Consider the following 26,098-nt stretch of genomic DNA (forward strand, 5'->3'; position numbering starts at 1 on the left):
TGGATTATTTAACGAAAGGGTTTATAAGTTACTGATTTTATAGTAATTATAAAATACTTTTTTTAAAAAATTGGTTAACCAATTATCAAATATAGCTAAAAATGTGTCGTTTAAAAGTTGGGATGCTAGTTTTTAAAGAAAATTACGACTTCCTTATATTTTTTTAGAAATAATTAAATTTCCCTCAACAAGTAGTTGTTTTCGGTCTTTGTTATCGGGCGTAGTCACAGTTATGGTCACAGACTCAGTCGCAGTAATTCGGCTACACGACTCAACAAATAAACAATGAAAAGTTGAAATCCTCACGTGAACCCAATAATCAATAGTCAATAGTCTCCCGTCTCCCGTCTTCGGTCAAATTTTTCAATTCAGCAATTAAAAATGAAAAGTTAAAAATGAAAAATTTCACGTATTGTCAGTGGTCTTCCGTCTTCGATCAAGGTTTTCATCTAAACATGTCATGTGAAAAGATTCTTCAGTCGTACCTCCTTCTGAATGACAAGACATAAATAAACAATTCCTAACTATCACGCACGGTTACACGATTCAACAAATAAACGTATCAACAATTCCATTAATCCATAGTCAATAAAAAATAATCAATTCCACTGATGCTAGTTTCTCGACTCCGCTCGAAGACCGTTAATATATGTGATTCCTACCGGTGTTCGAGCGGAATCGAGAACAGTTAAACAATCAATTAATTAAAAATAAAACGTGAACCGTCACACGTAAACCAATTAATCAATAATCAATTCTTAGTCGTACAGCCCCGATTAAACAAATAAACAGCTACTCCGCCACAATCACTTTCTTAGACAGCTCGATATTTTCTGTTTGCACGGAAAACACATACAAACCAGTGGCTAAATGTGTTGGGATTTCCAAGCGGTTTTCGGAGGTGTTTAATTGTTTACTATATACCATTTGCCCTAAGGTATTCACTGCAGTTAAGCTTTTTAAAGTGGTGTTTTTGGGGTTGTTAATAATAAGGCTTGTGTTTTGTTTGTTGTAAAACAGTTTTACCCCAAGTTTGTTGCTTTCTTCTTCTATGTTTAAAGTTTGATCGGAAAAAGCAAGTGCAAAACGCCCTATCGTTTCTCCTTTACCAACAGTGGCATCGTAAGGGGCCTGTTTGAGGTCATGGTAGGTGTCAAAATCCTTTAAATACACGTTATAATTTTGCGCATCGTTTTGTAGGGAATCAATGCTAAAGGTCACAATACCACCGTTATCACTGGCTTTTTCTCTGGTTTTAACGATAAGTGGTAAAATGGTTGAAGCCTCGATGGTATCAATCCCTTGAATCACGTATTTTTCATTTTCTATTTCCCAAGACATATCTTCTGGGAGGTCTTCGATGAGTTTGGCATCATAACCCCAATCCACATTTTGGGTGGCACTGGTGTCTACAGTTGTGAGTAACTGCCTTTGATAACCTAGGGGAGAGCTGTATTTTAACCTAATTTTTGGTCGGGTATCGCCCGTTTTTACGTTGGTGGTTTTTGAAGTTTTGGTATTGGTTTCTTTTATGAAAACAGATTCGGAATTGTTTCTTTCTATTTCAAAAACACGTTGCGAATTATGAAACTTTATATCACCACCTTGATCTGCTTCAACAAAAAAGCCTTGAGCTACAGGAATATATCGCCCGGGTGTTTTTCTAGGTGTCGGACTTGAATTAATGGGTGGATAACTTGGTATAACTTGCGTGACACTTGGCGAAGTTCCAGAATAATTATAAGTAGCATAGCTACCTTCATAATCGGCTAAAAAGTGGGTGGTGCCACCGTAATGCTCCCAATAATACAGGCTCCCTGCAATGGATGTTTTATTGTCATCAAGAAAAGCATAAGAATCTATGGCAGAAGGGTACGGGTTACCTATTAAATATTCTCTTCCTGAATTGATCTTTAAGGTATAGTCGCCATTGTTAGGTGAGCCTTCAAAAAGATAGACTTGTTCGTCGGTAATCGGGCCTGTTCCAGTACCTTTCATGGTATAGCCTTCACCCACATTTATAATTCCTGTACTGTAAACACGTTTCCAATCCCAGTAGTTGTCCGCTATACCATTAGGGAAAATGTTTATCCAATATTCGGCGATTTGTTTAGGTGATGTTGTGTCGTTTCCATCATAACCACCAACAAAATCTATAGAATTTACGGTTGTATGGTCGGCATTGCCTTCCAATAGAACGCCTCCAACAGTATATGTCGCATTCGTTCGATCTGTATTTACTGGAGAGGACCAGTAATTGTAACTGTATTTGTTAAGGGTGCCTTCTTGGTCGCGTTCTATAACGCCGTTACCGGTACCCAAAGTACTTTCTTCAGTTTGTATTAACTGCCCATCGGCGTGTAAATCGATTAAACCGTTGTCACCTATGTCTAAATACCAGGTGTTTTCAAGTTTTCTACGAGTATGTATTATAAAATCAGTATCAGGATCAACTATTAAACCTAATTGAGTTAAATTTTCCCCTCGTCCGCTAAAACGGTTTCGAAAGTCATGTCTTATACGAACAATTGCAGCATCATTATATACAGAGCGGTCATTGATACTCCAAACATCACCGTGTAACCAACTTGACTCATCACCCCACTCTAGATAATTAGTACCAGTCATTACAGTTTCATAAGGCAAGGGCGCCCTTTGAAAATAAATTTCTTTGACATTGTAAATGGTGGCATCAATACCCGAGGGAGATAGATCAATTAACTGATCGTCTGTATATGTGTCCATTTTGTAATAACGGATTAAGCTGGTTGATAGCGATGGGCTAATTTCTCTAGGAATAATTTTACCAATGGTAAAATTATTATTTTCATCCAATTCTTGACACATCATACGTTGAATTTCTTCTTGGGTTAGGGCTTCGTTAAATACACGCACTTCGTCTATTTCGCCTTGGAAATAACTAGTTGTATTAGCTGGTGAACGGCCAATTATAAAACTTGTACCAGTGCCATCTAAGTCCATATTGTTTGAAGCTTTTGCGATTTCTTCACCGTTAACATAGAAATATTCACCACTGCTAGAATAACTTCCTGCTAGATGAATCCATTTCCCTTTGGTTACTGAAGTATTACCAACAAGGTTTCCGTTAACAAAAAAATCTACTACACTGCCATTGGAAATAAAGGATATATTTTCTTGCCCCATAATATATTGTCCACCTGTTGCTGAGGGGTCAATTTTTATCCAACACATCATAGTACCGTCAGAAGTATTGTTTAAAAATTGAGGCGTTTCCACATAATCATTACGGCCATCAAAATACAGGCTGTAGCTATCATCTAAATCTCTTGGGGAGCCTACAACAGTAACATCGGAGTCTAGTGTATCTGCAATACCATCACGATCTATATCGGTAGAGACATCAATAACACCATCGCCATCTGGGTCTAAATGGGCATATATTTCAGGAATGTCATTGTTTGTACCATCCGATTGTGGGGTTAAATAATCGGGCGTTGAATCTCCGCCACTATCAATTGCAGGGATATAATTGGTTAGCCCAAAGCCGTCCAAATCATCGGCTCCAGCCAAAATACCATCACCATCGAAGCCATCTGCAGGAACTCCAGAATCTACATCGGTGCCTTCGCTAACACCATCTCCAGAAACATCTAAATCGCCTTTGCCATCATATTCATAAACATCAAAAACCCCATCGTTATCGGAGTCTAAATCAAGATGGTCTGGAGCACCATCGCCATCGGTGTCTATTGCTATTGCGCCACCTTCAAAGCTATCGTGTACACCATTGTTGTTGCTGTCGTCATTACTTATGTCGAGCATGCCTTTAGAGATGTTTACTCCTGAAAGCTGTAATTCCGCAACATTAGGCATGCCATCATTATCATTATCCAGGTCTAAAAAATCGGCTATACCATCGCCATCGCTATCGCAATAATCTTGTGTTATGGTGATGTCGTCTAGGGCGATATCGTTGCCGCTTTTACGCTTATTAGCCGTAGTTAATGTTACTAAAAATGTGTCACTTGTTGGAGTAAATGAAATGGAATGCGTGATCCAGCCTTGGTTTTCTTGATAAGTTTTAGACGCATCTACAGTATCAGGATCACCATTTAAATCGGTAGTATTAAACGCAATTTCTCCAGTTTGATCTTTAATAATCTCGATACCATTTATATCTGTATCATTTATTGTTATTATAAGTTCTGGTTCGGTTTCATTTCCGATTAGATTAGTTGAAGTTGCGCGAATCAAGTTAAGGGCAGCTAAACTAAACGAAGTGGGTACCCCCGGCTCGACACCTGTAATGGTTATCTGGTAGAAAATATTACTAGGATTAGGATTAGTAGTGGAATCATAAGCTGGATGATTATCTCCATTACCAACATCAAAAATGGCCATTCTACCATTGGCGTCACCGGTATGGTCGCCACCTCGATACCAAAGATTATTATTAGTAAAGGTACCTTTTGATTGTTTGTTTACAGCATAATAATCTCGAGTTACATTTCCAGTTGATTGAAACGCGTAATCTGTATAGGCACCTGGATAATTAGCATCGATTTCTACTATAGAAGTACCAGCTCCAAAGGTTTCCTTAAGAAAAGTGGTTGTAGACTTTATTGCATTCGGGTTTTGGTTACAAAGGAGATCTTCGTCGGTATTTAATAGCCCATCGTTATCGGAGTCTAGATCGGCATTATTGAAAACGCCATCACCATCGGTGTCAACTGAAGATGAGGTTCCTCTACCAGCAATAACGAAGGTGAAAGTAAACAAGACAGTATTACTGTCGAATATAGCAATTTCAACGGTTTCTTGGTGGTTTCCTCCAGTTCGTGGTTTAAAAGTAATCTGAAAAGTTTTAGAATCTCCAGCTGCAATTCTTCTGGTATCTGGGAGTGGTTGACTAGATACTGTAAAATTTCCTGACGAACTTGAGAAACGTACCCTTGGTTGGTTTTGTCTTAACAATACATCAGTTGGTCCGTTATTGGTTATTGTGTATGTATATGTAAGACCGCTAGTTATGGGGTCTATAGATACATCGGAGAAATGGGTGTTGTTTTGGGTACTTGTAGTTGTATCTCCATTTCCTATTGTTTCTATTGAAGTGCCGTTGTCACTAGTAATCACGATATCGGATGGAACTGTAGTAGTTTGTACGGGCTTAATATAATTTAATTTGGCGTTAGTTATGTTATTGGCAAATAATAAGCCTGCATTTAAAAATATAAAAACGGCTAGTGCTAGGGTATTTTTTAGAGGTGTTGGCATAATTTCTAAAAATTTAACTTAAAAAAAGTATTTAAAGTTTGGTGGTCTTCAAATTTACTTATAAAAAGGTGTTTTAAACTAATTATCTTGTCCTTTTTAGATGAATTTGGGCTTTTAACAGTTAAAACAGGGTAGATATGTTAATTTATTTTTATAGAGCCTTTGTTGTTATTATTCCATTCTTAGTTTCAAGTTGCAATTGCAGTTGCAGTAATTAGGTTATACGATTCAACATTTCATCAATTAAAAATGAAAAGTTAATAATGAAAAATTTCACGTATTGTCAGTGGTCTTCCGTCTTCGATCAAGGTTTTCATCTAAACATGTCATGTGAAAAGATTCTTCAGTCGTACCTCCTTCTGAATGACAAGACATAAATAAACAATTCCTAACTATGACCCACGGTTACACAATTAAACGTATCAACAATTCCAATAATCAATAATCAATAATTCATCAATTAAAAATGAAAAGTTAATAATGAAAAATTTCACGTATTGTCAGTGGTCTTCCGTCTTCGATCAAGGTTTTGATCTAAACATGTCATGTGAAAAGATTCTTCAGTCGTACCTCCTTCTGAATGACAAGACATAAATAAACAATTCCTAACTATCACCCACGATTAAACAATTAAACGTATCAACAATTCCAATAATCAATAATCAATAATTCATCAATTAAAAATGAAAAGTTAATAATGAAAAATTTCACGTATTGTCAGTGGTCTTCCGTCTTCGATCAAGGTTTTCATCTAAACATGTCATGTGAAAAGATTCTTCAGTCGTACCTCCTTCTGAATGACAAGACATAAATAAACAATTCCTAACTATCACCCATGAATAAACGAATAAACGAATCAACAATTCCAATAATCAATAGTCAATAAAAAATAAACAATTCCTCTCCTCGTTACTCCGCCACAATCACTTTCTTAGTAACTTCTGTCTGATTTGTTTGAATAGAGAAAATATGCATCCCTGTTGCTAAATTGGTTGGCACTAAAATTTTCCTATCGGAAGTTTGAATTGCTGTTTCAAAAACCACTTGCCCGAGTGTATTTACAGCCTTGAGGGTTTCGATAGTGTTGGCATTTGGATTGCTTATTACAAGGTTAGCATTTTGTGTATTGTAAAATAATTGTAGCGCATTTGTACTTTCTTCAATAACATCTAGGGTTGAAGATTCGTTAGTAAATGTAATTTCAAAACGATCGTAAGTTTCACCAGCAGGGACATTTGCAAAAAATGACGCAGCACGTAAATCATGATAGGTATCGTAGTCTTTCACATACACATCTACATCGTTTGGCAGGTTTTCTAAAGCATTAATACTTATTTCAACTAAACCACCAGATTTTGTTTTCACAGTAAATGGTAAAACGGTTTGCTTTGTAATGGTATCGATACCTTGAATGATGTAGTCTTCGTTGGCAACCTTCCAATACATATCTTCTATATTGGTTTCGTTTAGAAGGCCGTCGTAGCCCCAATCGTATCCTATAGATGCCTTTTTGTCTACTGTTGTTAATAACTGGCGTACATAACCTTTTGGGGAGGTGTAATCTATTCTAATTTTCGGACGCAGGTCTTCATATTTAGGGCTTTCTTCTTTGGCTGTTTTAGTAGTAGATTCTTTTATGAATATAGAATTACTGTTGTCTTCTTTTACAAAAATACGTTGGGAGTTTTTAAAGGTTACTGTAGTTTTTAATTGGGTTTCTGCAGCTTTTACAAAGAAACCTTGTGCTACTGAGATGTAACGTCCCGGTGTTTTTTTAGACTTGTTAGCGTGTGTTAGGTCTTCATCTGGAGCAGTACCGGTCATGGCAGGGGTTCCTCCTGAATAATTGTACGACCCATAACCACCTTCATAATCTACTGAATAATGGGAGTCGCCACCATAATGTTCCCATAGGTATATGGTGCCGTCTATGGCTTCCTTATTATCATCTAAAAATTGATAAGCATCAATAGCAGAAGGGTATGGGTTTCCTACTAAATATTCATTCCCAGCATTTATAGGTAAAGTAATGTCTCCATTATTAGGCATGCCAATAAAGGTGAAATTTTGGGTGTTATTAACACCTTTTTGCCCAGGGCCCTTCATGGTGTAGCCTTCTCCGACTTCTATCTCACCGTTACTTTTAGTGTGTTGCCAAAGCGCATAGGTGTCACTTTTGTTGTTGGCGTATTTCCATATCCAGTATTCAGCAATAGAGATCGGGTCGCCCTTAACGCCGTTATAACCGCCTATAAAATTAATGGTTTTTGGATCGTTTTCATCTGTTCCATCGCGTAAAACACTAGCCACGGTGTAGGTTTTGTCCCCGTCTCCATTAACACCTGAATTTACAGGAGACGACCAATAGTTGTAATTGTGCTTATTGGATTCGCCTTGTTGATCGCGTTCTAGGGTTCCAGTTCCAGTACCTAGGGTGCTGTTTTTGGTTTGAACGAGTTGGGAGTCGCCTATTAGTTCTATTTTCCCTGAATCTTCAATGTTTAAATACCAGTTGTTCTCGAGCGCATAGTCATCATCTTTTACTGAATCTCCAACGGTTAATTTTGCTCCATTGTCAATCAATACCCCTAAGGTATTGTGTGATGCGGTCGTAGTTATGTTGTGTGCTATGTTTACAATAACCCAATCGGTATGAGTTGATTGATTAGTCGCGTCTGTATGCGATATATCCCAAACATCGCCGTGTAGCCAAGCGCCTTTGGTTTCCCATGATTTGTCACTAAAAGTTACAAAAGGCAGTGGTGCGGTTTGAGGTAAAATGTCTTTAACATTGTAGATAGTTGCGCCTACAGTATTGTTTCCAGTATGATCTTTTAATTTGTCATTTTGGTAATCGTCTAATTTGTAGTAACGCTGTAATTGGGTAGAAAGATTGGAATCTATTTGTTTAGGAATGATTTTGCCATAATTGAAATTGTTTTCATCTAATTCTTGATAGACCATTCTTCTAATTGGATTCGAGTTTAATGCTTCGTTAAACACCCGCACTTCATCAATTTCACCCTTAAAATAGTTGTTGTCGGTATCGGGTGTACGGCCAATACTAAAGCTAGAATTAGAAGTTTCTAAATTTCCAGAAGCATCTATTTTTTCAACAGAAAAATCACCATTAGTGTATAGCCAAAGTTTATCACCAAAACGTGCAACCACGTGTACCCAAATTCCTGTAGGTAATGGTTCATCACTTTGTAATGATTTGCCACCACCATAGGTGTGTAAATAATTAGCATCATCCAGTTCCATGTAGAAATTGTCTTGCCCCATGATAAATCGGGTGCCTGAAGCGTCATCGTCTATCTTTATCCAGCACATTAGAGTTGCTTCTGCCCAGTCGCTCATAAAACTTGGCTCTTCAACATAATCATTAAGTCCATCAAAATATAAGGCAAATGACCCTGTAATATCTCGTGGAGATCCAAAGGTACTGGTATCGGTATCAAAAGCGTCTAAAATACCGTCGCCATCACTATCTGTATGGTCATCTATTGCGCCATTGGCGTCTATAACCAAGCCAGGATATAGGTGTGATATTGCTAAAATATCGTTTGTTCCTCCAGATTGCGTATTTAAATAATTGGGAGTTCCAGAGGTTGTTTCTACAGCGGCGTTATAGGTTGTGAAACCAAAACCATCTTTGTCCTCAATGCTATCTAAAATACCATCGCCATCACTATCGGTACCATCACCAACACCATTTCCTGTGATGTCAATATCTCCTAGTCCGTCATACTCGTAAGCGTCAAAGACACCATCGTTATCGGAGTCGAGATCTAGATAGTTAGGAACAGTATCGCTATCAGAATTTACTAATGTAGCGCCACTTTCGTAAGAATCATGAACGCCGTTATTATCGCTGTCTGTCCAACCATCGCCTAGTAAAGTGCCATCTTTATCAGTGTCAGAAAGTCCTAATTCAACAACTGTAGGGATGCCGTCGTTATCGTCATCTAGGTCAATGCTATTGGCAATACCATCGCCGTCTGAGTCACAAAAGAGTTGTTCAACTAGAATGTCGTCTAAGGCAAGGTCGTTGCCTAAGCCACCACTCACGAGGTTACTTAATCTCACTGTGAAATCTGAAGTGGTAGGTATAAAAGTAAGTTCGTTTATTACCCAACCTGTATTGTCTGAACCTCCAATAGCATCGGTAGTCTTATCGGCTATAACAGTGCCGTCTGGCGCTATAATTTCCATTAAGAATTTTGGTTTACTTCTACTGTCATCATCTTTACGGTCTAAGTTAATAGCGGCAAAGCTGTAGGTTACCGTAACATTTGGTGTTACCCCTGTGATTTGATTTTCATAAAATACACCGCCAGGTGTAGTTTCAGCATTGAAAATAGCCATTCTACCATCGGAGTCATTAGGTGTGAAATCGTCACCTTTATACCAATACTCATCTGCCCAGCTTGCTATGTCTTGAGCGTTATGATAAACGGTATATTTACCGTCTACAACGTTACCACTAGCCGAAAATTCATAGTCTGTACTCGCAGCAGAAAAGTTTTCATCAATTTGTACTCTGCTAGTTCCAGTGCCAAAAGTTTCATATAAGAAAACCGTTTTTGCAACCGTTGCATGTGGGTTTGTATTACAATGGTTGTTTTCGTCATCATCTAACACCCCATCATTATCATCATCTAAATCGATATTATCGGTAATTCCGTCCCCATCGGTGTCTGGGTATACGGTGGGTGTTGGGGGTGATGGTGATACAGATGTGTTGCCTATGGTTACGAAGTAGTCTTCGAATTCTTGTAGATCGTAATGAACACCACAAGAATTTGATTGAAAATGTGTTGGTTCGGATACACCTACTCTCATAACAGTAGTTCCTTCAATCGCATCATTTGGAATGGTAAAGGAGATGTTTTCCTTGTTTTTTACACTAATAAATTCTGAATTATCAAATAGACCATCTTTATTGTAATCTATATATAACGCTCTAGATTTTGGTGCGCCGGCTCCTGAGATAGAAACCGTATATGTACTGCCCCATAGTAAGTCGGCAGCGGCAATGTTTAAATAATTGCCGTATCCACCGTCATCTCCAGAAGCATTATAAATATTTGTGGATTCACCGGCAAGTGAAACATTGGTAATATATACGCTACCATTAGTTTCAGATATCGGTTCACATGCACCTAAGTTAACTGTTAAATTAACCGTAGCCGTATCACAATTGCCGTTACTATCACAGATATTATAGGTGAAACTATCGTTTCCAACATAATCGGTATCTGGTACGTATTCAAAAGTGCCATCAAAAACTTCAGTAACATTTCCATGAGTTGGTGATGAAACTATTGAAAAATCATCGCCATCACCACGATGAACACTAATGTTGTCGTTATGACCTAAGTTAATTTGATTATTAGTGCCGCTTGAGTTGCTTACCACTAAAAGTTCGTCGTCAAAAGCTTCAGGGGTATCTGGAAACAAAAAGTTTAGGGTGTAATCTTCTATTTCGGCAAGTTCATTATTGAAATCACATGGGGTTGCAGGAATAGTTTGGCAACCTGCATTATTATAACAGTAAACAGTTGCAATTCTCATTACTGCAGTATCTGGTGCAGTTCCATTTATGGTAATACTACCCGAAAAAGTGTAATTGTTTGATGTAACACCAGAATCATACACTAACTCATAGTTGCCATTGCCATCGTAGTCTATCCAAATGCCCATACTTGCAGTTGGAGTTCCATTACTAACGGAGTTTGTCGCCGTGAAATCATAGGTGTTACCGATAGTAACATTTATGGATTTAGAAGTGTAGTTGATGTAGCCTTCTTGTCCTACTTCACCTTCTTGAACACCACTGTCATGATTGATTTCTGATCCAGAGTCACCAGTGAGAGTAAAATTGGAAATTCCTTTTTTATTTGTATCTCCAATATTTGACGGCATACACTGCCCACCAACAAAATAAACATTAACCAATAAAAATAAGGTCACTAAAATAGACCTAGAAAAAGTCGTGTAGGTTTTTTTCATAACGATTGAGAGCGTGAGAGGTGCTATTGTTTTATTCTTCTTTTTTGTATTTACATACAAAATACATGTAGCAAAATTACCTATTATAATTTAACGAACTATCGTATCGTTGTTATTTTCGATTAACTACATGGTTTTAGTATTTATCTATGTGATTTTTATGGGTTTATGGTCTTATTTGAAAGTATAGGACTTCTTTTTTGTAAGAATAAAACACAGTTTATTATGTAATTTATCGAATTTATTAGCGTTTTAGCTGGTGAAATCATGTATATTTGGTAAACCCAAACCTAAAAATATGAAAACCACCTATTTAAAACCATGGTTCGCCTTGGTTTGTTTTACCATGATTATCTGTAGCGTATCTTGTTCTTCAAGCGATGATTCGGAAAGTAATGAAGCGAAAGAAGAGTCTACTATTAATACACAGGTTTTAAGCGCGTTAAATGACCATCGATTGAGTTTAGAAAAACCTGTATTAATTATGAATGCTTATGCATCTACTTTAGCTAATGAACACAGTTTGTATATGGCTGCCCAGAGCAAATTGAGTTACGACAATTTAAACGAACGTGCCGTTTTACTGATTGAAAATGAAAACCCTAGCAAGATGGCAGAAAGTGTGGCTTCCAAGTATAAAACAGCCGATGAGGTTCTAGAGGCCATGTTAAACCATTCTGGGAATAAAAATAACATTGAAGCCGATTTTACACATATCGGTATTGGTGCCAATAAAAGTGATTCTGGTGTGTATTATTATTCGTTTATCTTTTTGAAGAAATAAGGCTCTAGTCTATATTAAAAATACTCCAAAACCTGTTGCGTTTATAAAATGTAGCAGGTTTTTTTTATGAATTGTAAAAACATAAAAATTTTTAGCCATTACACTTAAGGTGAGATTTAATATTTTTAATCATACCTTAGTAAAAACGGCGGAAAGATGCATAACTTTATGAGCGATGAGTAAAAAGGTATTAGATTTTGGTATAGATAAAGCACTTAATATTTTGGGAATACTGCCAGAAAACGCAGGAACTTCTACAGGTGAGGAACAGTTTTCAAACGGAAGTGTAATTCGTAGTTTGTCGCCCGTAGACGGACAATTAATTGCGAAAGTAAAAACCACAACAAAGGCCGATTATGATGTTGTTATGGAAACAGCGACTTCGGCATTTAAAATATGGCGAAAAATACCCGCCCCACAGCGTGGTGAGATCGTGCGCCAGTTTGCAGATAAATTACGCGAAAAGAAAGAAGCTCTTGGTAAATTAGTGTCCTATGAAATGGGGAAAAGTTACCAAGAAGGTTTAGGTGAAGTTCAAGAAATGATTGATATCTGCGATTTTGCAGTTGGTCTGTCGCGTCAGCTTCATGGCTTAACCATGCATAGCGAGCGTCCAGGGCACCGTATGTACGAACAATACCATCCGCTTGGCGTGGTTGGCATTATTTCAGCCTTTAATTTTCCTGTAGCCGTTTGGGCCTGGAATACTGCTTTAGCCTGGGTTTGTGGTGATGTTTGTGTTTGGAAGCCTTCCGAAAAAACACCACTTTGTGGTATCGCGTGTCATAATATAGCAGCTCAAGTTTTTGCCGAAAATAATTTACCCGAAGGTATTTCTTGCCTAATTAACGGCGATGCTAAGGTGGGTGCGTTTATGACTAAAGATACCAGAATTCCGTTAATTTCTGCAACAGGTTCGACCAAAATGGGGAAAACCGTTGCCCAAGAAGTAGCGGCCAGATTAGGAAAAAGTTTATTAGAACTTGGTGGTAATAATGCCATTATTGTGACGCCCGATGCCGATGTGAAAATGACCGTAATTGGAGCCGTTTTTGGAGCTGTAGGTACTGCCGGACAACGTTGTACCTCGACACGCCGATTAATAATTCATGAATCGGTTTACGATAAAATCATAGCTGCCGTCGTGGAGGCTTATAAACAATTGCGTATTGGGAACCCTTTAGATGAAAATAATCATGTAGGCCCTATTATAGATACCGATGCCGTAAAAATGTACACGAAAGCATTAAAACAGGTGGTAAAAGAAGGGGGTCATGTGCTTGTTGAAGGTGGTGTCATTTCAGGTGAAGGTTTTGAAAGTGCTTGTTATGTCAAGCCAGCCATTGTTGCCGTGGAGCCACATTTTAAAATGGTTCAACAAGAAACTTTCGCGCCTATTTTATATGTGATGAAATATAGGGGTGACGTTGAAAATGCCTTGGATATTCAAAACAGTGTAGCACAAGGATTAAGCTCTGCGATTATGACCAATAATTTACGTGAGGCCGAACGTTTCCTTTCAGTTGAAGGTTCCGATTGTGGTATCGCTAATGTGAATATTGGGACTTCAGGCGCCGAAATTGGTGGTGCCTTTGGTGGTGAAAAAGAAACCGGTGGCGGTCGCGAATCAGGTTCCGACGCTTGGAAAGTTTATATGCGCCGTCAAACCAATACCATTAATTATACTACAGAGTTGCCATTGGCGCAGGGGATTAAGTTTGATATTGATTAACCGTTTAGTTGAAAATATTGACGGAAGACCGAAGACGGAAGTCTAAACATGACATTGAAACTCTTGGCTTATTTGTTTATGCGTTTAATTGTGGACTGTACTTAGGATTGGTTATTTTTTATTGACTATTGACTATTGACTATTGGGTTTACGTGTGGATGGAACTTTTTATTGTTAATTGATGTCTTGTTTATTTGTTTAATCGTGCAACTGTTTAATCGAGTACTGCACTACTGAAAACTGAGGCTCTTGATTCTTGGCTCTTAAGGGTACTGCAAATATTTTATTTTCATTTTTCATTTTTATTATTTACTACAAATTTAAGCAACAATTACTATTAAATGTAGTTAATTTTGCTAAACTATGTATCTCAATTGTCACTCATACTACAGCTTGCGTTATGGCACCATAAAACCAGAAAGGTTGCTCGCTATAGCGTCTAAAAACGGCTTTAAAACACTAGCCTTAACCGATATTAATAATACTTCGGCTTGCTTAGATTTTGCAAGATTATCTGAAAAATATGAAATCAAGCCGGTGTTGGGTGTCGATTTTAGAAATGGAGCATATCAGCAGTTTATATTACTGGCCAAGAATAATAAAGGGTTTCAAAATATAAACGCTTACTTGTCGCAGTTTTTACATGACAACCGTTTAGAGGTTCCAGAGGTAGCTCCTCAATTAGACCATGTTTTTGTTATTTATCCTTATAAATCTCAAAAGAAACTTCATCTAAAACAGAATGAATTTTTAGGCATCAAACCGCAAGATCTTAACGCGCTTAAGTTTTCTAAATGGAAAAATTTAAGAGATAAACTCGTGGTTTTGCAAACCGTGTCTTTCGAAAATAAAAAAGGCTTTAATACCCACCGCTTATTACGGGCTATAGATAATAATACTTTATTGAGTAAGTTGCCTAAAAGTGAAGAAGGCGTGGAAACAGACTGTATGTTGTCGTATAAAGATTTGTGTGACACCTATCAAGAATTTCCAGAGCTTTTAAATAATACAGCAGCCATTTTAAAGGATTGTCATGTAGATTTCGACTTTTCAAACGAAGTACCCAATAATCAAAAATCGTATACCGAAAGTGAAGATTCAGATTACGAGTTGCTAAAAAAATTAACTTACGCAGGGATAAGTTACCGTTACGAAAATCCTAATGAAGCCATTCATAGCCGCATAAAAAAAGAGTTGGGAATTATTAAAGAAAAAGGCTTTGTATCGTACTTTTTAATCAATTGGAAAATTTTAGAATATGCGCGATCTCAAGATTATTTTTATGTAGGTCGTGGTAGTGGTGCTAATAGTATTGTAGCCTATTTGCTGCGTATTACAGATGTAGACCCCATAGAATTAGACTTGTATTTTGAGCGGTTTATTAATTTATACCGTAAAAATCCGCCAGATTTTGATATCGATTTTTCATGGAAAGATCGTGACGATATCACCCAGTTTATTTTTAAAAATTTTAAAAATACCGCGCTGTTAGCGGTTTATAATACTTTTAAATTTAAAGCCTCGGTACGCGAATTGGGGAAAGTGTTTGGTTTGCCAAAAGAAGAAATAGACAAACTTACAAAACGACGTTACCCTGCGAATACTTTGGATAAACTATCCAAGCTGGTGCTTATTTATAGCGAATACATTCAGGGGTTTCCAAACTATTTGGGCATTCATGCCAGTGGTATTATTATTTCAGAAAAACCCATTCATTATTATACTGCCACCTTTTTACCACCCAAAGGTTATGCGACGACACAGTTTGATATGATTACGGCCGAAGATATTGGCCTGTACAAATTTGATATTTTGAGTCAGCGCGGATTAGGAAAAATAAAAGACGCCGTAAACATTATAAAATACAACCATTCAGAAAAACCACCTGTAGATATACATGATATTAAACGGTTTAAGCAAGATGAAAAAATAAAAGACTTGCTTAGAAATGCTAAAGCGATTGGTTGTTTTTATGTAGAATCGCCTGCCATGCGTATGCTGCTTAAAAAATTACAGGTAGATACGTATTTAGGTTTGGTGGCCGCGAGTTCTATTATTCGTCCTGGGGTGGCAAAATCGGGGATGATGCATGAGTATATTTTACGACACCGTTACCCCGAATACCGAAAAAGAGCGCATCCCGTACTGCTTAATATCATGCCCGAAACTTATGGGGTTATGGTGTATCAAGAAGACGTTATAAAAGTGGCGCATTATTTTGGCGGACTTTCTTTAGCTGAAGCTGATAAATTGCGCCGCGGCATGTCTGGTAAATTTCGTTCTAGGGAAGAATTTTTAAGCGTTAAACAGCTGTTTTTTGATAATTGCAAGCAAAAGGGCGAGCCAGAGGTTGTTATTCATCAAATTTGGAATCAAATAGAAAGTTTTGCGGGGTATGCTTTTGCTAAAGGGCATTCTGCGTCTTATGCCGTTGAGAGTTATCAGAGTTTGTTTTTAAAGGCTTACTACCCGTTGGAATATATGGTGGCCACACTTAATAATTTTGGCGGATTTTACCGAACCGAGTTTTATGCACATGAAGCTAAAATGCATGGCGGCCTTATTGAAGCGCCTTGTGTTAATAGAAGTTTTACTGAAGCCATTATTCAGGATAAAACCATTTTTTTAGGCTTTATGTTTTTGCATGCCTTAGAAGATAAAACGATTAAAATGTTACTGCGAGAACGTACAGCGCATGGTGTTTTTAAGAGTTTAGACCATTTTATAGATCGGGTGCCTATTTCTATAGAACAAATTTCTATTCTTATAAAAATTAATGGGTTTCGTTTTACAGGCGTTAACAAGCGGGAATTGCTTTGGGAAGCGCATTTAAAAATTCGAAAAATAAAGGTTGAAAGTCCGCGTGCGACCTTATTTCAATCTGAAAAAGTTCATTATAAAATGCCAAAACTGCCAAGTACCCTATTGGAAAATGCTTTTGAAGAATTAGAGCTTTTAGGTTTTCCGCTTTGCAACCCGTTTAAATTGTTAGAAAAACCAGCTAGTATGGTGTTTCTAGCTTCAGATTTATCAAATTTCATAGGAAAACGAATCACTATAGATGGCTATTTGGTGACCACAAAATATACGGTGACCAAAAATCAGAAAGTCATGTATTTCGGAACCTTTTTAGATGGGAAAGGTCATTTTATAGATACGGTTCATTTTCCGCCTGTAGCGCGTCAGTTTCCTTTTAGAGGAAAAGGGGTTTATACCCTTACTGGGAAGGTTTTAGAAGAATTTGGGTGTATTCATATCGAAGTGACTTCTATGTTTAAAAGCGCGATAGTTCAAGATCCTAGATATGTAGAACATCAAAATGTAATACCCGCATCATGTTAAAAAATCGCGCTATTGTTCATATGGATTTAGACACCTTTTTTGTGTCTTGCGAGCGTTTGTTAGACAGTCGTTTAATTGGGCGGCCTGTACTTATTGGTGGCACTTCCGATCGTGGGGTGGTGGCCTCCTGCAGTTATGAGGCTAGGAAATTTGGTGTGCATTCTGCGATGCCTATGCGTATGGCAAAAATGCTATGCCCAGAGGCTGTGGTACTTCGTGGAAATGCTGGAATTTATAGTAACTTCTCTAAAGATGTTACCGATGTGATTAACGAAAGTGTTCCGCTTTACGAAAAGGCCTCTATAGATGAATTTTACATCGATCTTACAGGAATGGATAAGTTTTTTGGCTGCCATAAACTGGCTTCCGAGTTACGGCAACGGATTATAAAAGAAACGGGACTGCCTATTTCTTTTGGTATGTCTGCCAATAAAACGGTTTCTAAAATTGCTACGGGTGAAGCTAAACCTAATAATGAAATTCGAATTTTAACAGGGAATGAAAAGCCTTTTTTAGCACCGCTCTCGGTTAGAAAAATTCCTATGGTTGGCGAAGTGACTTATAAAACCTTGTGCGATTTGGGCGTGAAACAGATTAAAACCGTACAGGATATGCCTATGGATATGATGCATCGGGTGTTGGGTAAAAACGGATTGAGTATCTGGAGAAAGGCTAATGGTATAGATAATAACCCTGTGGTTCAGTACCATGAGCGTAAGTCTATTTCCACCGAACGTACTTTTAATAAAGACACCATCGATGTAGCAAAACTTAGGGGTATTATTGTAGCAATGACCGAAAATTTAGCCTATCAATTACGTCGTGGTAATAAATTAACGGCTTGCATTACTTTTAAAATTAGGTATTCCGATTTCCAAACCTATACCCAACAGCAGCGTATTCCGTATAGTGCCATGGATCATACCGTTATTCCTGTAGCCTTAGAATTGTTTAGGAAGCTGTATAACCGTCGATTATTAGTACGGCTTATTGGTGTGAAATTTAGTCACCTAGTATCTGGTGGTCATCAAATTAATTTGTTTGAAGACAATGAAAAACAATTGCACTTATCACAAGCTATTGATAAAATGCGCGAACGCTATGGCGATCGGTCTGTTATTAATGCGGCGGGCATGGAAGCTAAAAGTATTAGTAGGTGGAATCCTTTTTCAGGAGAACCACCGCCGTTATTGCCAAATAGAAGGCAGTGAAGTAAACAATATTGTTTATTTTTAGTAAACATTTTTGTTTACCATCTAGCTATTTCTTAATTTTACATAAAATGGCTAAACCATGTTACCAAGATTCAATAAAATTAAAGGCATACACCCCGGAACTTTATTAAAATGGGCGTTAGATAATCAAAACCTAAAAGGGTCTGAGCTGGCTGATGCTATTGGTGAGCATAAACAAACCATTAGCGCGATTCTTAACAAGCGAAGAAGTGTTAACCCAAGTCTCTCCATTAAATTATCTCAAATATTTAAAACTGAAAAAGATTACTTTATGTGCCTTCAGGCAAGTTATGATGTAAAAATTATAGCAGAATCTGAATTAAAAGAAACACCTAACCTGAATAACATAAGGAAGGTAGTTTTTTGGGATACGGATATCAATACAATAGACTGGGACAAAAATAAAAAAGCGGTTATAAAAAGAATTTTAGAACGAGGGAATAATACAGAGATTCATGAAATTATTTCATTCTACGGAAAAAAAACAATCTCTAAGGTGGTTAAATCTATAAAAGAAAGCTATTTGCCGTCATTTGAAAAGAATATTAGAGCATATAATTTAGTCTAATGGATTTATATTTAAATACTGTTACCGATTTACTATGGGATTCCCTAAATCAATTGATGTTGATTGAGGAATTTAGTAGTTTTAGAATTGTTGGAGGAACTGCATTAAGTCTTCAATTGGGACATAGAGAATCTATTGATATCGATTTGTTTACAGATGCTGAATACGGCAGTATAGATTTTGATATTCTTGAAAGTAAGTTACTTGAAACGTTTCCTTATGTAGATAGGTCATCTACTGATTTAGTTGGAATGGGTAAGTCCTATTTTGTCGGAAATAATGAAAATGAATTAATCAAATTGGATTTATTTTATACCGACCCATTCGTTTTCCCTGTTATTCTTGAGCAGGGAGTTAGGTTTTCAAGTTTGGAAGACATTGTGGCTATGAAATTTGAAGTCATAGCTCATGGTGGTCGGAAAAAAGATTTTTGGGATATCCATGAATTGCTAGAGGTGTATACATTGGATGAAATGATTGCCTTTTATCTTAAAAGAAATCCCTATGGCTATTCAAAAGAGGAGTTGTTAATTAAAATACTCGATTTTTCAATAGCAGAAGATGATTTTACTCCAAACTGTTATCGCGGAAAAGTTTGGGAATTAATTAAGTTCGATTTTGAAAAATTACTAAAATAATAAAGCCGTTATTGCCTAAGACGTAGAGTTAGTACGAGGTGATAGAATTTTTTAGCTTGCCACTTGCATAATATGCTTAGTCAGCGACTTAAGCAATTTTCAAGAAGCTGTTGATAAATAGGATTCAATAGGATAAAATAAAAGATGAAACAGAAATTGTATCTTTACAATAAGAAACAGAGAATACTATGGTAACATTAGCATTAAGAGAAGCTGTTAAAGAGTACGTAAATAATGCTGATGTTAGATTGTTAAAAATGATAAAAGCATTAGCGGAAAGCTATCAGGAAGATGAACAAGAATTGTCATTAAGCGAAGAGCAGTACCAAATTATCGATAAGCGAAGAGCAGCACATTTAAAAGGGGAGAGCAAATCGTTTACTTGGGAACAAGTTAAAGAAAACGCAAGAAACGCTGCCGGTTAATGAAATATGATTTATACTTGATTGTAATGATGAGGTTACGTCAAAAAAACTTCCCAGCCTCAATAATCGAATTTCCCATACGTTTGTATTTCACTTTTGTTCCATTGGCGCAAAACATATAAACGGCTTTAGATTTTTGCTCTTTTACCCATAAAAGGATCACATCACTAGCTTGGCATTCATAATCACTAGCCACTTTTTCCTTAACATGATCTATCGTGGCACGCCCTTTTTTAAGTTGTGCCTGAATCTTGCTATTAAGTTTAGGCTCTTCATAGTCCGCAGCTATTTGGCAGCCTTCTTCATTTTTGTTTGCAGCAACAGCGGCTTCAATAGCATTTTCTTCAGGGGCTTTAGCATCAATATATTCCCAGGTGAAATCGGCTTTCAGTAAAACGCGTCGGCCGTCATCGGTTTTTACAATGTGGTTGTCTTGTGCAAAACTGATAAATGAAATAGAGAATAAAAAAATAAGGAGATAAGGTTTCATAAGCTGTTGTAAATGACTTCAAAAATACAGAAATTATGCCAAAGGAAATCATAAGGTCTAATTTATGAGAATGCTTAAATTTCGGAGTATATTTACGGCATGTTTCCCGATAAACTACATCGAAAATTAGAAAATCGCAAAGCTGAAAATGCTTTAAGGCAGTTGGGTGCGGAAAATCAACTCATAGATTTTTCATCAAATGATTATTTGGGCTTTTCAAAAAACGAACACATTTTTAAGGCCAGTCATGATTTTTTAAAAACGCATGATATGCTCCATAATGGAGCAACAGGCTCACGATTGTTATCCGGAAATCATAAATTATACCCAATTATTGAAAAAGAATTAGCAGCATTTCATAAAAGTGAATCGGCCTTAATCTTTAATTCGGGTTACGATGCCAACATTGGTTTTTTTTCAAGCGTGCCGCAACGTGGTGATGTTATTCTTTTTGATGAATACATTCACGCTTCCATTCGAGACGGTATAACTATGAGTCATGCGAAATCGTATAAGTTTAAACATAATGATTTAGCCGATTTAGAAAAGCAAATCGCCCGCCATTCAGATGCGGTTTCAGAATCACAAAAGGAGAAACAAAATATTTACGTGGTTACTGAATCTGTTTTTTCAATGGATGGCGACTCTCCAGATGTAAAAATAGTAGCAGCAATTTGTAAAAAGCATCAAGCTTTTTTAATTGTAGATGAAGCGCATGCTGTTGGTGTTTTTGGAAATCAATATGAAGGGTTAATACAAGAATTAGACCTGGAAAGTAATGTTTTTGCGCGTATTGTTACCTTCGGAAAAGCTTTGGGTTGTCATGGAGCAGCCATTTTAGGTAGTGACAATCTGAAGCAGTATTTGGTAAATTTTTCAAGAAGTTTAATTTACACCACTGCTTTATCGCCACACAGTTTGGCAACTATTCATTCCGTTTATAAAGCATTAGCCGAAACTAAAAGTAGCCAAGTATTGCGACAAAATATTCAGTTTTTTAAGGCCGAGCTAAATAAAAATAAACTTCAGCACCTATTTATAGAAAGTACATCGGCCATTCAATGTTGTATTATTTCAGGAAACGATAAGGTTAAGCGTATCGCAAATCACATTCGGGATAAAGGTTTTGATGTGAAACCTATTTTGTCACCAACGGTTTCTAAAGGGCAGGAGCGACTGAGATTTTGTTTACACGCGTATAATTCCGAAGCCGAAATTTCCGAAGTTTTAAACTTGTTAACCAAAGCCTTAAAAGATGAGTGATAAGTTTAAAACCATAGCGCGTTTTCAGTATTCTACCGAAGCTCAAATTATAAAAGGACGCTTGGAGGCCGAAGGTATTCAAGTGTTTTTATCAGATGCTTTAACTATCGATACCGATCCCTTGGTAAGCAACGCCATTGGAGGTGTCAAATTAAAAGTCTTGTCGGTTCAAGCCTTAAAGGCTCAGCATATTTTAGAAACCATTAGCAAATATGCGATTGACGACGAAGGTAAAACCATGGTTTGCCCAAATTGTAAGAGCAAGAAAGTCGAACTCTTTTCTACAATTAAGGATGCTAAATCATTATTCTGGTTTATTTTTGGCGTTTTATTTAGCGCACTGCCGTTCTATATGAAACACAAATATAGGTGTGACAGCTGTGCTACCGAATTTAATTTGAAGTAGAAATTTATCATCAAGTAGTACGTCACCCTGAACTCGTTTCAGGGTCACATCATACATATGAAATCAAGTTATATTTACATATTAACAAATAAATATAGAACTACATTTTACATTGGAGTGACCGCTGATTTATCAAAACGGTTACAAGAACATTATAATGAAACGGGTTTAATATTTACTAAAAAATACAATTTGAAGGATTTAGTTTATTTTGAAACTTTTTCAGATATAAAACAAGCAATTGCTAGAGAGAAACAACTAAAAAATTGGCGTAAATCGTGGAAGCTTAATTTAATTAAAACCATAAACCCAACGTTGCAAACTTTAGAGTATTAATTTAATGTGATACTGAAACAAGTTCAGTATGACGAAATAACGAAATGACGAAAAATAGCAGCACATACTTTATAACAGGTATATCCACTGAGGTTGGTAAAACCGTAGCATCCGCCATAGTTACTGAAGCCTTGGAAGCCGATTATTGGAAGCCCATCCAGGCAGGTGAATTAGATTATGGCGACACCCAAAAGGTTGAAAAACTCATTTCAAACAGTCACTCTAAATTTCATCCCAATGCTTATGCGTTAAACACGCCTATGAGTCCGCATGCTGCTGCCGAAATTGATGGTGTTCAAATTGATGTAAACCAAATGAATCCGCCAAAAACCAAGAATCATTTGGTGATTGAAGGGGCTGGAGGTTTATTGGTACCGTTAAACGATTCGGAAACTATTTTAGACCTTATTAAACCAAACTATAAAGTTATTGTGGTTTCTAGACATTATTTAGGAAGCATCAATCATACGCTTTTAACTGTGAATTTACTTAAAGAAAAAGGTTTTGATATTTCCATCATTTTTAGCGGAAACGAACATAAAACTACCGAGACTATCATTAAAAAAATGACAAACGTGCCAATTATTGGACGCATCGATGAAGAGCCGTATTTCGATAAGAATGTCATAAAAGAATATGCTGATACGTTTAAACCAAATTTGTAATTGGTTATCAAATTTTAATAAAAAAAAGACTTTCGCTTTCGCGGAAATAGAAAAATATGAGTTTACAAGAACGCGATAAAAAACACCTTTGGCATCCTTTAACACAGCATAAAATTCATCCGGAATCTTTAGCAATTTCAAAAGCAAAAAAATGTGTGCTTACCGATGAAAATGGTAACGAATATATAGATGCTATAGCTTCTTGGTACACCTGTATGTACGGGCATTGTAACGATTTTATAACCAGTCGCGTTTCCGAACAAATGAAACGGTTAGACCAGGTTGTTTTTAGTGGTTTCACACATGAGCCTGCCATAAAATTATCGGAAGCTTTAATGGACATTCTTCCGCAAAATCAACAGAAGATATTTTTTAGTGATAACGGTTCTACTAGTGTTGAAATCGGGATTAAAATGGCGCTGCAATACCATTTCAATCGTGGCGAAAAACGCAACACCTTAATCGCTTTTGAAGACGGTTTTCACGGCGATACTTTTGGTGCAATGAGTGTCTCGGGTTTATCGGTTTATAATGGTCCGTTTGAAGAGTTTTTTCTAGACGTTAAGCGTATTCCCGTTCCTAATGGAGATAATTTAGACGCCGTTTTACAGCAGTTAGAAACCATAATTAAAGAAAATAAAGTCGCAGGTTTTGTTTACGAACCATTGGTGCAAGGCGCAGCAGCTATGAAAATGCATGATCCGAAGGGTTTAGATGCGATTTTAAAATTCTGCAAAAACAATAACATTATTACCGTAGCCGATGAGGTGATGACGGGTTTTGGAAAAACCGGAAAGCACTTCGCTTCCCTGCATATGGAAACCAAACCAGATGTGATGTGTTTGAGTAAGGCACTTACAGGAGGCTTGCTTCCTATGGCTTTGACGACTTGTACTCAAGATATTTATGATGCGTTTTATAGCGATGACATTGGTAAAGGTCTGTTTCATGGGCACACCTATTCGGCGAACCCCCTAGCTTGTACAGCGGCTTTGGCGAGTGTAGAATTACTGCAATCGGAAGCCATTCAAAATAATATAAAACGTATTATGGTGTCTCATGAAGCTTTTGGAAACCGTGTTAAAAACCATCCTAAAGTTAAAGCGACTAGGCAATCGGGAATTATTTTCGCCTTAGATTTAAATATTGAAATGGCGCGTTACGGCAATCTACGAGATACGCTTTTCAAGTTTTTCATGGATCATGGCGTATTTTTACGTCCGCTTGGCAGTACCATTTACATTCAGGCGCCATACGTGATTACCGATGCCGAATTAGCTAAAGTTTATACCGTGATTGAGATGGCTTTAGAAACGGTTTAGTATATTGGTTGATGGATTTTGGTCGCTTACTCTTGCGCTAGGTTTTAGACACAGATTCCACGGATTTCCACAGATTATTTACGGAATACACCCCGACGCTAGTGCTCGTTTTTAACGAGTGCCGTCAAGAGTATGAATAAGTAAGAGGCGCCTCAATCCATTATATAAAGCAATATAGAAAACATAGATTTGGATGATATTATGTGAGTCCGAGTTACAAACTCGAACTAGCCCAATAGCGAGAAGTTTTTTGAAGTTTCAGAAAATTAAAAAGGATGCAGCTTCTATCCCTAAAGCATAAATAGTACTTTTGTGGCCTTATACCATTACATTGGTGTTAGTATTTCAGAAGACCATTCAGAATTTATAAAAACAAAAAGTGCTGCTGAACATCATTCAGCATAAACATAAAGTATGCAACAACCTATTTCAATTACAGCCATTTCATCTATTTCTTCCTTAGGAAAAACAGCCGATGAAATTTGGCAAAGTTACTTGAACAACATGCATTGTTTTACAGCAAAATCCGTTTTAGATAAAGTCATTGCGGTGGCCGAAATCCCTGAACAGGCTAAACAGGATATTGAAGCTTTAAAAGCATCCGATCAAAAATATAAATCCTTAGATTATTCCGTTTTATATGCTATTTACGCTTCCCGGTTAGCGGTAAATCAAGCTAATTGGAAGGCTTCAGATAATTTCGGAATCAACCTGGGTTCTTCTCGTGGTGCTACCGAACTTTTTGAAACCTATTACGATTCCTTTTTAAAAACCAATAAAGCAGAAACCTTAAGTTCGCCAACAACGACTTTAGGAAATATTGCTTCTTGGGTGGCTCACGATTTACAAACCGAAGGACCAGAAATAAGCCATTCCATAACCTGTTCTACAGCCTTACACGCCATGTTAAATGGTATAGCTTGGATAAATTCAGGCATGTGTAATAAATTTTTAGTGGGAGGTAGTGAAGCACCGCTAACGCCTTTTACGATTGCGCAAATGCAAGCTTTAAAAATTTATGCGCAACAAGAACCTGATCATGCAGATTTTCCTTGTCGTGCTTTCGATTTAGATAAAACTAAAAATACCATGGTGTTGGGTGAAGGGGCTTCAGTAGCCTGTTTAGAATCTGGTATTCAAGATAATGCTTTAGCTGTTATTAGTGGTTATGGCTATGCCACCGAAATCTTAAAACACAATATTTCCATATCAAGCGATGCTAAATGTTTTCAGAAATCGATGAAAATGGCTTTGGGTGATTTAAACCCCGATGCCGTTGATGTGATTGTGATGCACGCCCCTGGAACGATAAAAGGTGATCTTTCAGAAGTAAAAGCTATTGAAAAAGTGTTCCTTAATAAGCAACCTGCACTAACGACCAACAAATGGAAAATCGGACATACCTTTGGGGCTTCCGGAGCCTTAAGTATAGAATTGGCCGTTTTGATGCTTCAAAAACAGGAGTTTATAGGGGTTCCATTTGCGAAAACACAAAATCCGCCAGAAAAAATACAGCATATTCTTGTAAATGCTGTAGGCTTTGGTGGTAACGCGGTTTCCATTTTAATAAGCAAAACGTAAAACCATTCCCATATTATTAGTATTTTTGACCCAAAAT

The 26,098-nt window shown here is 37.1% G+C and carries 16 protein-coding genes; 13 read left to right on the forward strand and 3 right to left on the reverse strand.

Features of this window, described 5'->3' with window-relative positions; genetic code table 11:
• Positions 1-792: 792 nt before the first annotated feature.
• On the reverse strand, positions 793-5,259 hold the full coding sequence (locus KO493_RS07080; protein ID WP_216067244.1) for a LamG-like jellyroll fold domain-containing protein: 4,467 nt from the start codon (positions 5,257-5,259) through the stop codon (positions 793-795).
• 909 nt (positions 5,260-6,168) lie between these two features.
• Complete coding sequence (locus KO493_RS07085; RefSeq protein WP_216067245.1) at positions 6,169-11,274, reverse strand: LamG-like jellyroll fold domain-containing protein; 5,106 nt, start codon at positions 11,272-11,274, stop codon at positions 6,169-6,171.
• Positions 11,275-11,572: 298 nt separating this feature from the next.
• On the opposite strand from KO493_RS07085, the gene KO493_RS07090 reads away from it, so the two are divergent.
• From KO493_RS07090 to KO493_RS07120, 7 genes are all read left to right on the forward strand, one after another.
• Positions 11,573-12,058: a CAP domain-containing protein gene (locus KO493_RS07090; protein WP_216067246.1), complete on the forward strand. Its 486-nt coding sequence runs from the start codon at positions 11,573-11,575 to the stop codon at positions 12,056-12,058.
• Positions 12,059-12,233: 175 nt separating this feature from the next.
• Entirely contained in the window at positions 12,234-13,790 is a 1,557-nt protein-coding gene (amaB, locus tag KO493_RS07095) for an L-piperidine-6-carboxylate dehydrogenase (protein ID WP_216067247.1), read from the forward strand.
• A 363-nt stretch (positions 13,791-14,153) separates the two neighbouring features.
• Complete coding sequence (locus KO493_RS07100) at positions 14,154-17,132, forward strand: DNA polymerase III subunit alpha (protein WP_216067248.1); 2,979 nt, start codon at positions 14,154-14,156, stop codon at positions 17,130-17,132.
• Positions 17,126-18,343, forward strand: coding sequence for a DNA polymerase IV (dinB, locus tag KO493_RS07105; RefSeq protein ID WP_216067249.1), 1,218 nt, complete (start codon positions 17,126-17,128; stop codon positions 18,341-18,343). Before KO493_RS07100 ends, dinB begins: the two co-directional genes overlap by 7 nt.
• A gap of 82 nt (positions 18,344-18,425) precedes the next feature.
• Complete coding sequence (locus KO493_RS07110) at positions 18,426-18,935, forward strand: HigA family addiction module antitoxin (RefSeq protein WP_216067250.1); 510 nt, start codon at positions 18,426-18,428, stop codon at positions 18,933-18,935.
• The gene (locus KO493_RS07115; RefSeq protein WP_216067251.1) at positions 18,935-19,573 is read left to right on the forward strand and encodes a nucleotidyl transferase AbiEii/AbiGii toxin family protein; all 639 of its coding nucleotides are present in this window, start codon (positions 18,935-18,937) and stop codon (positions 19,571-19,573) included. The genes KO493_RS07110 and KO493_RS07115 overlap by 1 nt, the downstream gene beginning before the upstream one ends.
• Before the next feature lie 188 nt (positions 19,574-19,761).
• A complete protein-coding gene (locus KO493_RS07120; protein ID WP_216067252.1) occupies positions 19,762-19,998 on the forward strand; it encodes an addiction module protein in 237 nt (78 codons plus the stop codon).
• A gap of 40 nt (positions 19,999-20,038) precedes the next feature.
• Here KO493_RS07120 and KO493_RS07125 read toward each other — a convergent pair whose 3' ends face one another.
• Positions 20,039-20,488: a DUF3157 family protein gene (locus KO493_RS07125; RefSeq protein ID WP_216067253.1), complete on the reverse strand. Its 450-nt coding sequence runs from the start codon at positions 20,486-20,488 to the stop codon at positions 20,039-20,041.
• Between the two features lie 99 nt (positions 20,489-20,587).
• Between KO493_RS07125 and KO493_RS07130 the strand changes: the two genes are divergently transcribed.
• The 6 genes from KO493_RS07130 (at position 20,588) to KO493_RS07155 (ending at position 26,061) form a co-directional block, all read left to right on the forward strand.
• Positions 20,588-21,751: an aminotransferase class I/II-fold pyridoxal phosphate-dependent enzyme gene (locus tag KO493_RS07130; protein ID WP_216067254.1), complete on the forward strand. Its 1,164-nt coding sequence runs from the start codon at positions 20,588-20,590 to the stop codon at positions 21,749-21,751.
• Positions 21,744-22,157 (forward strand): DUF2007 domain-containing protein, encoded by a 414-nt coding sequence (locus KO493_RS07135; protein ID WP_216067255.1) that lies wholly within the window; start codon positions 21,744-21,746, stop codon positions 22,155-22,157. Before KO493_RS07130 ends, KO493_RS07135 begins: the two co-directional genes overlap by 8 nt.
• Before the next feature lie 57 nt (positions 22,158-22,214).
• Positions 22,215-22,493, forward strand: coding sequence for a GIY-YIG nuclease family protein (locus tag KO493_RS07140; RefSeq protein WP_216067256.1), 279 nt, complete (start codon positions 22,215-22,217; stop codon positions 22,491-22,493).
• A gap of 44 nt (positions 22,494-22,537) precedes the next feature.
• Complete coding sequence (gene bioD / locus KO493_RS07145) at positions 22,538-23,158, forward strand: dethiobiotin synthase (RefSeq protein ID WP_216067257.1); 621 nt, start codon at positions 22,538-22,540, stop codon at positions 23,156-23,158.
• 56 nt (positions 23,159-23,214) lie between these two features.
• Entirely contained in the window at positions 23,215-24,480 is a 1,266-nt protein-coding gene (gene bioA, locus KO493_RS07150) for an adenosylmethionine--8-amino-7-oxononanoate transaminase (RefSeq protein ID WP_216067258.1), read from the forward strand.
• 414 nt (positions 24,481-24,894) lie between these two features.
• A complete protein-coding gene (locus tag KO493_RS07155; RefSeq protein WP_216067259.1) occupies positions 24,895-26,061 on the forward strand; it encodes a beta-ketoacyl synthase N-terminal-like domain-containing protein in 1,167 nt (388 codons plus the stop codon).
• Positions 26,062-26,098 lie beyond the last annotated feature (37 nt).

The organism is Pseudotamlana agarivorans (assembly GCF_018860245.1).
Classification (GTDB): domain Bacteria; phylum Bacteroidota; class Bacteroidia; order Flavobacteriales; family Flavobacteriaceae; genus Pseudotamlana; species Pseudotamlana agarivorans_A.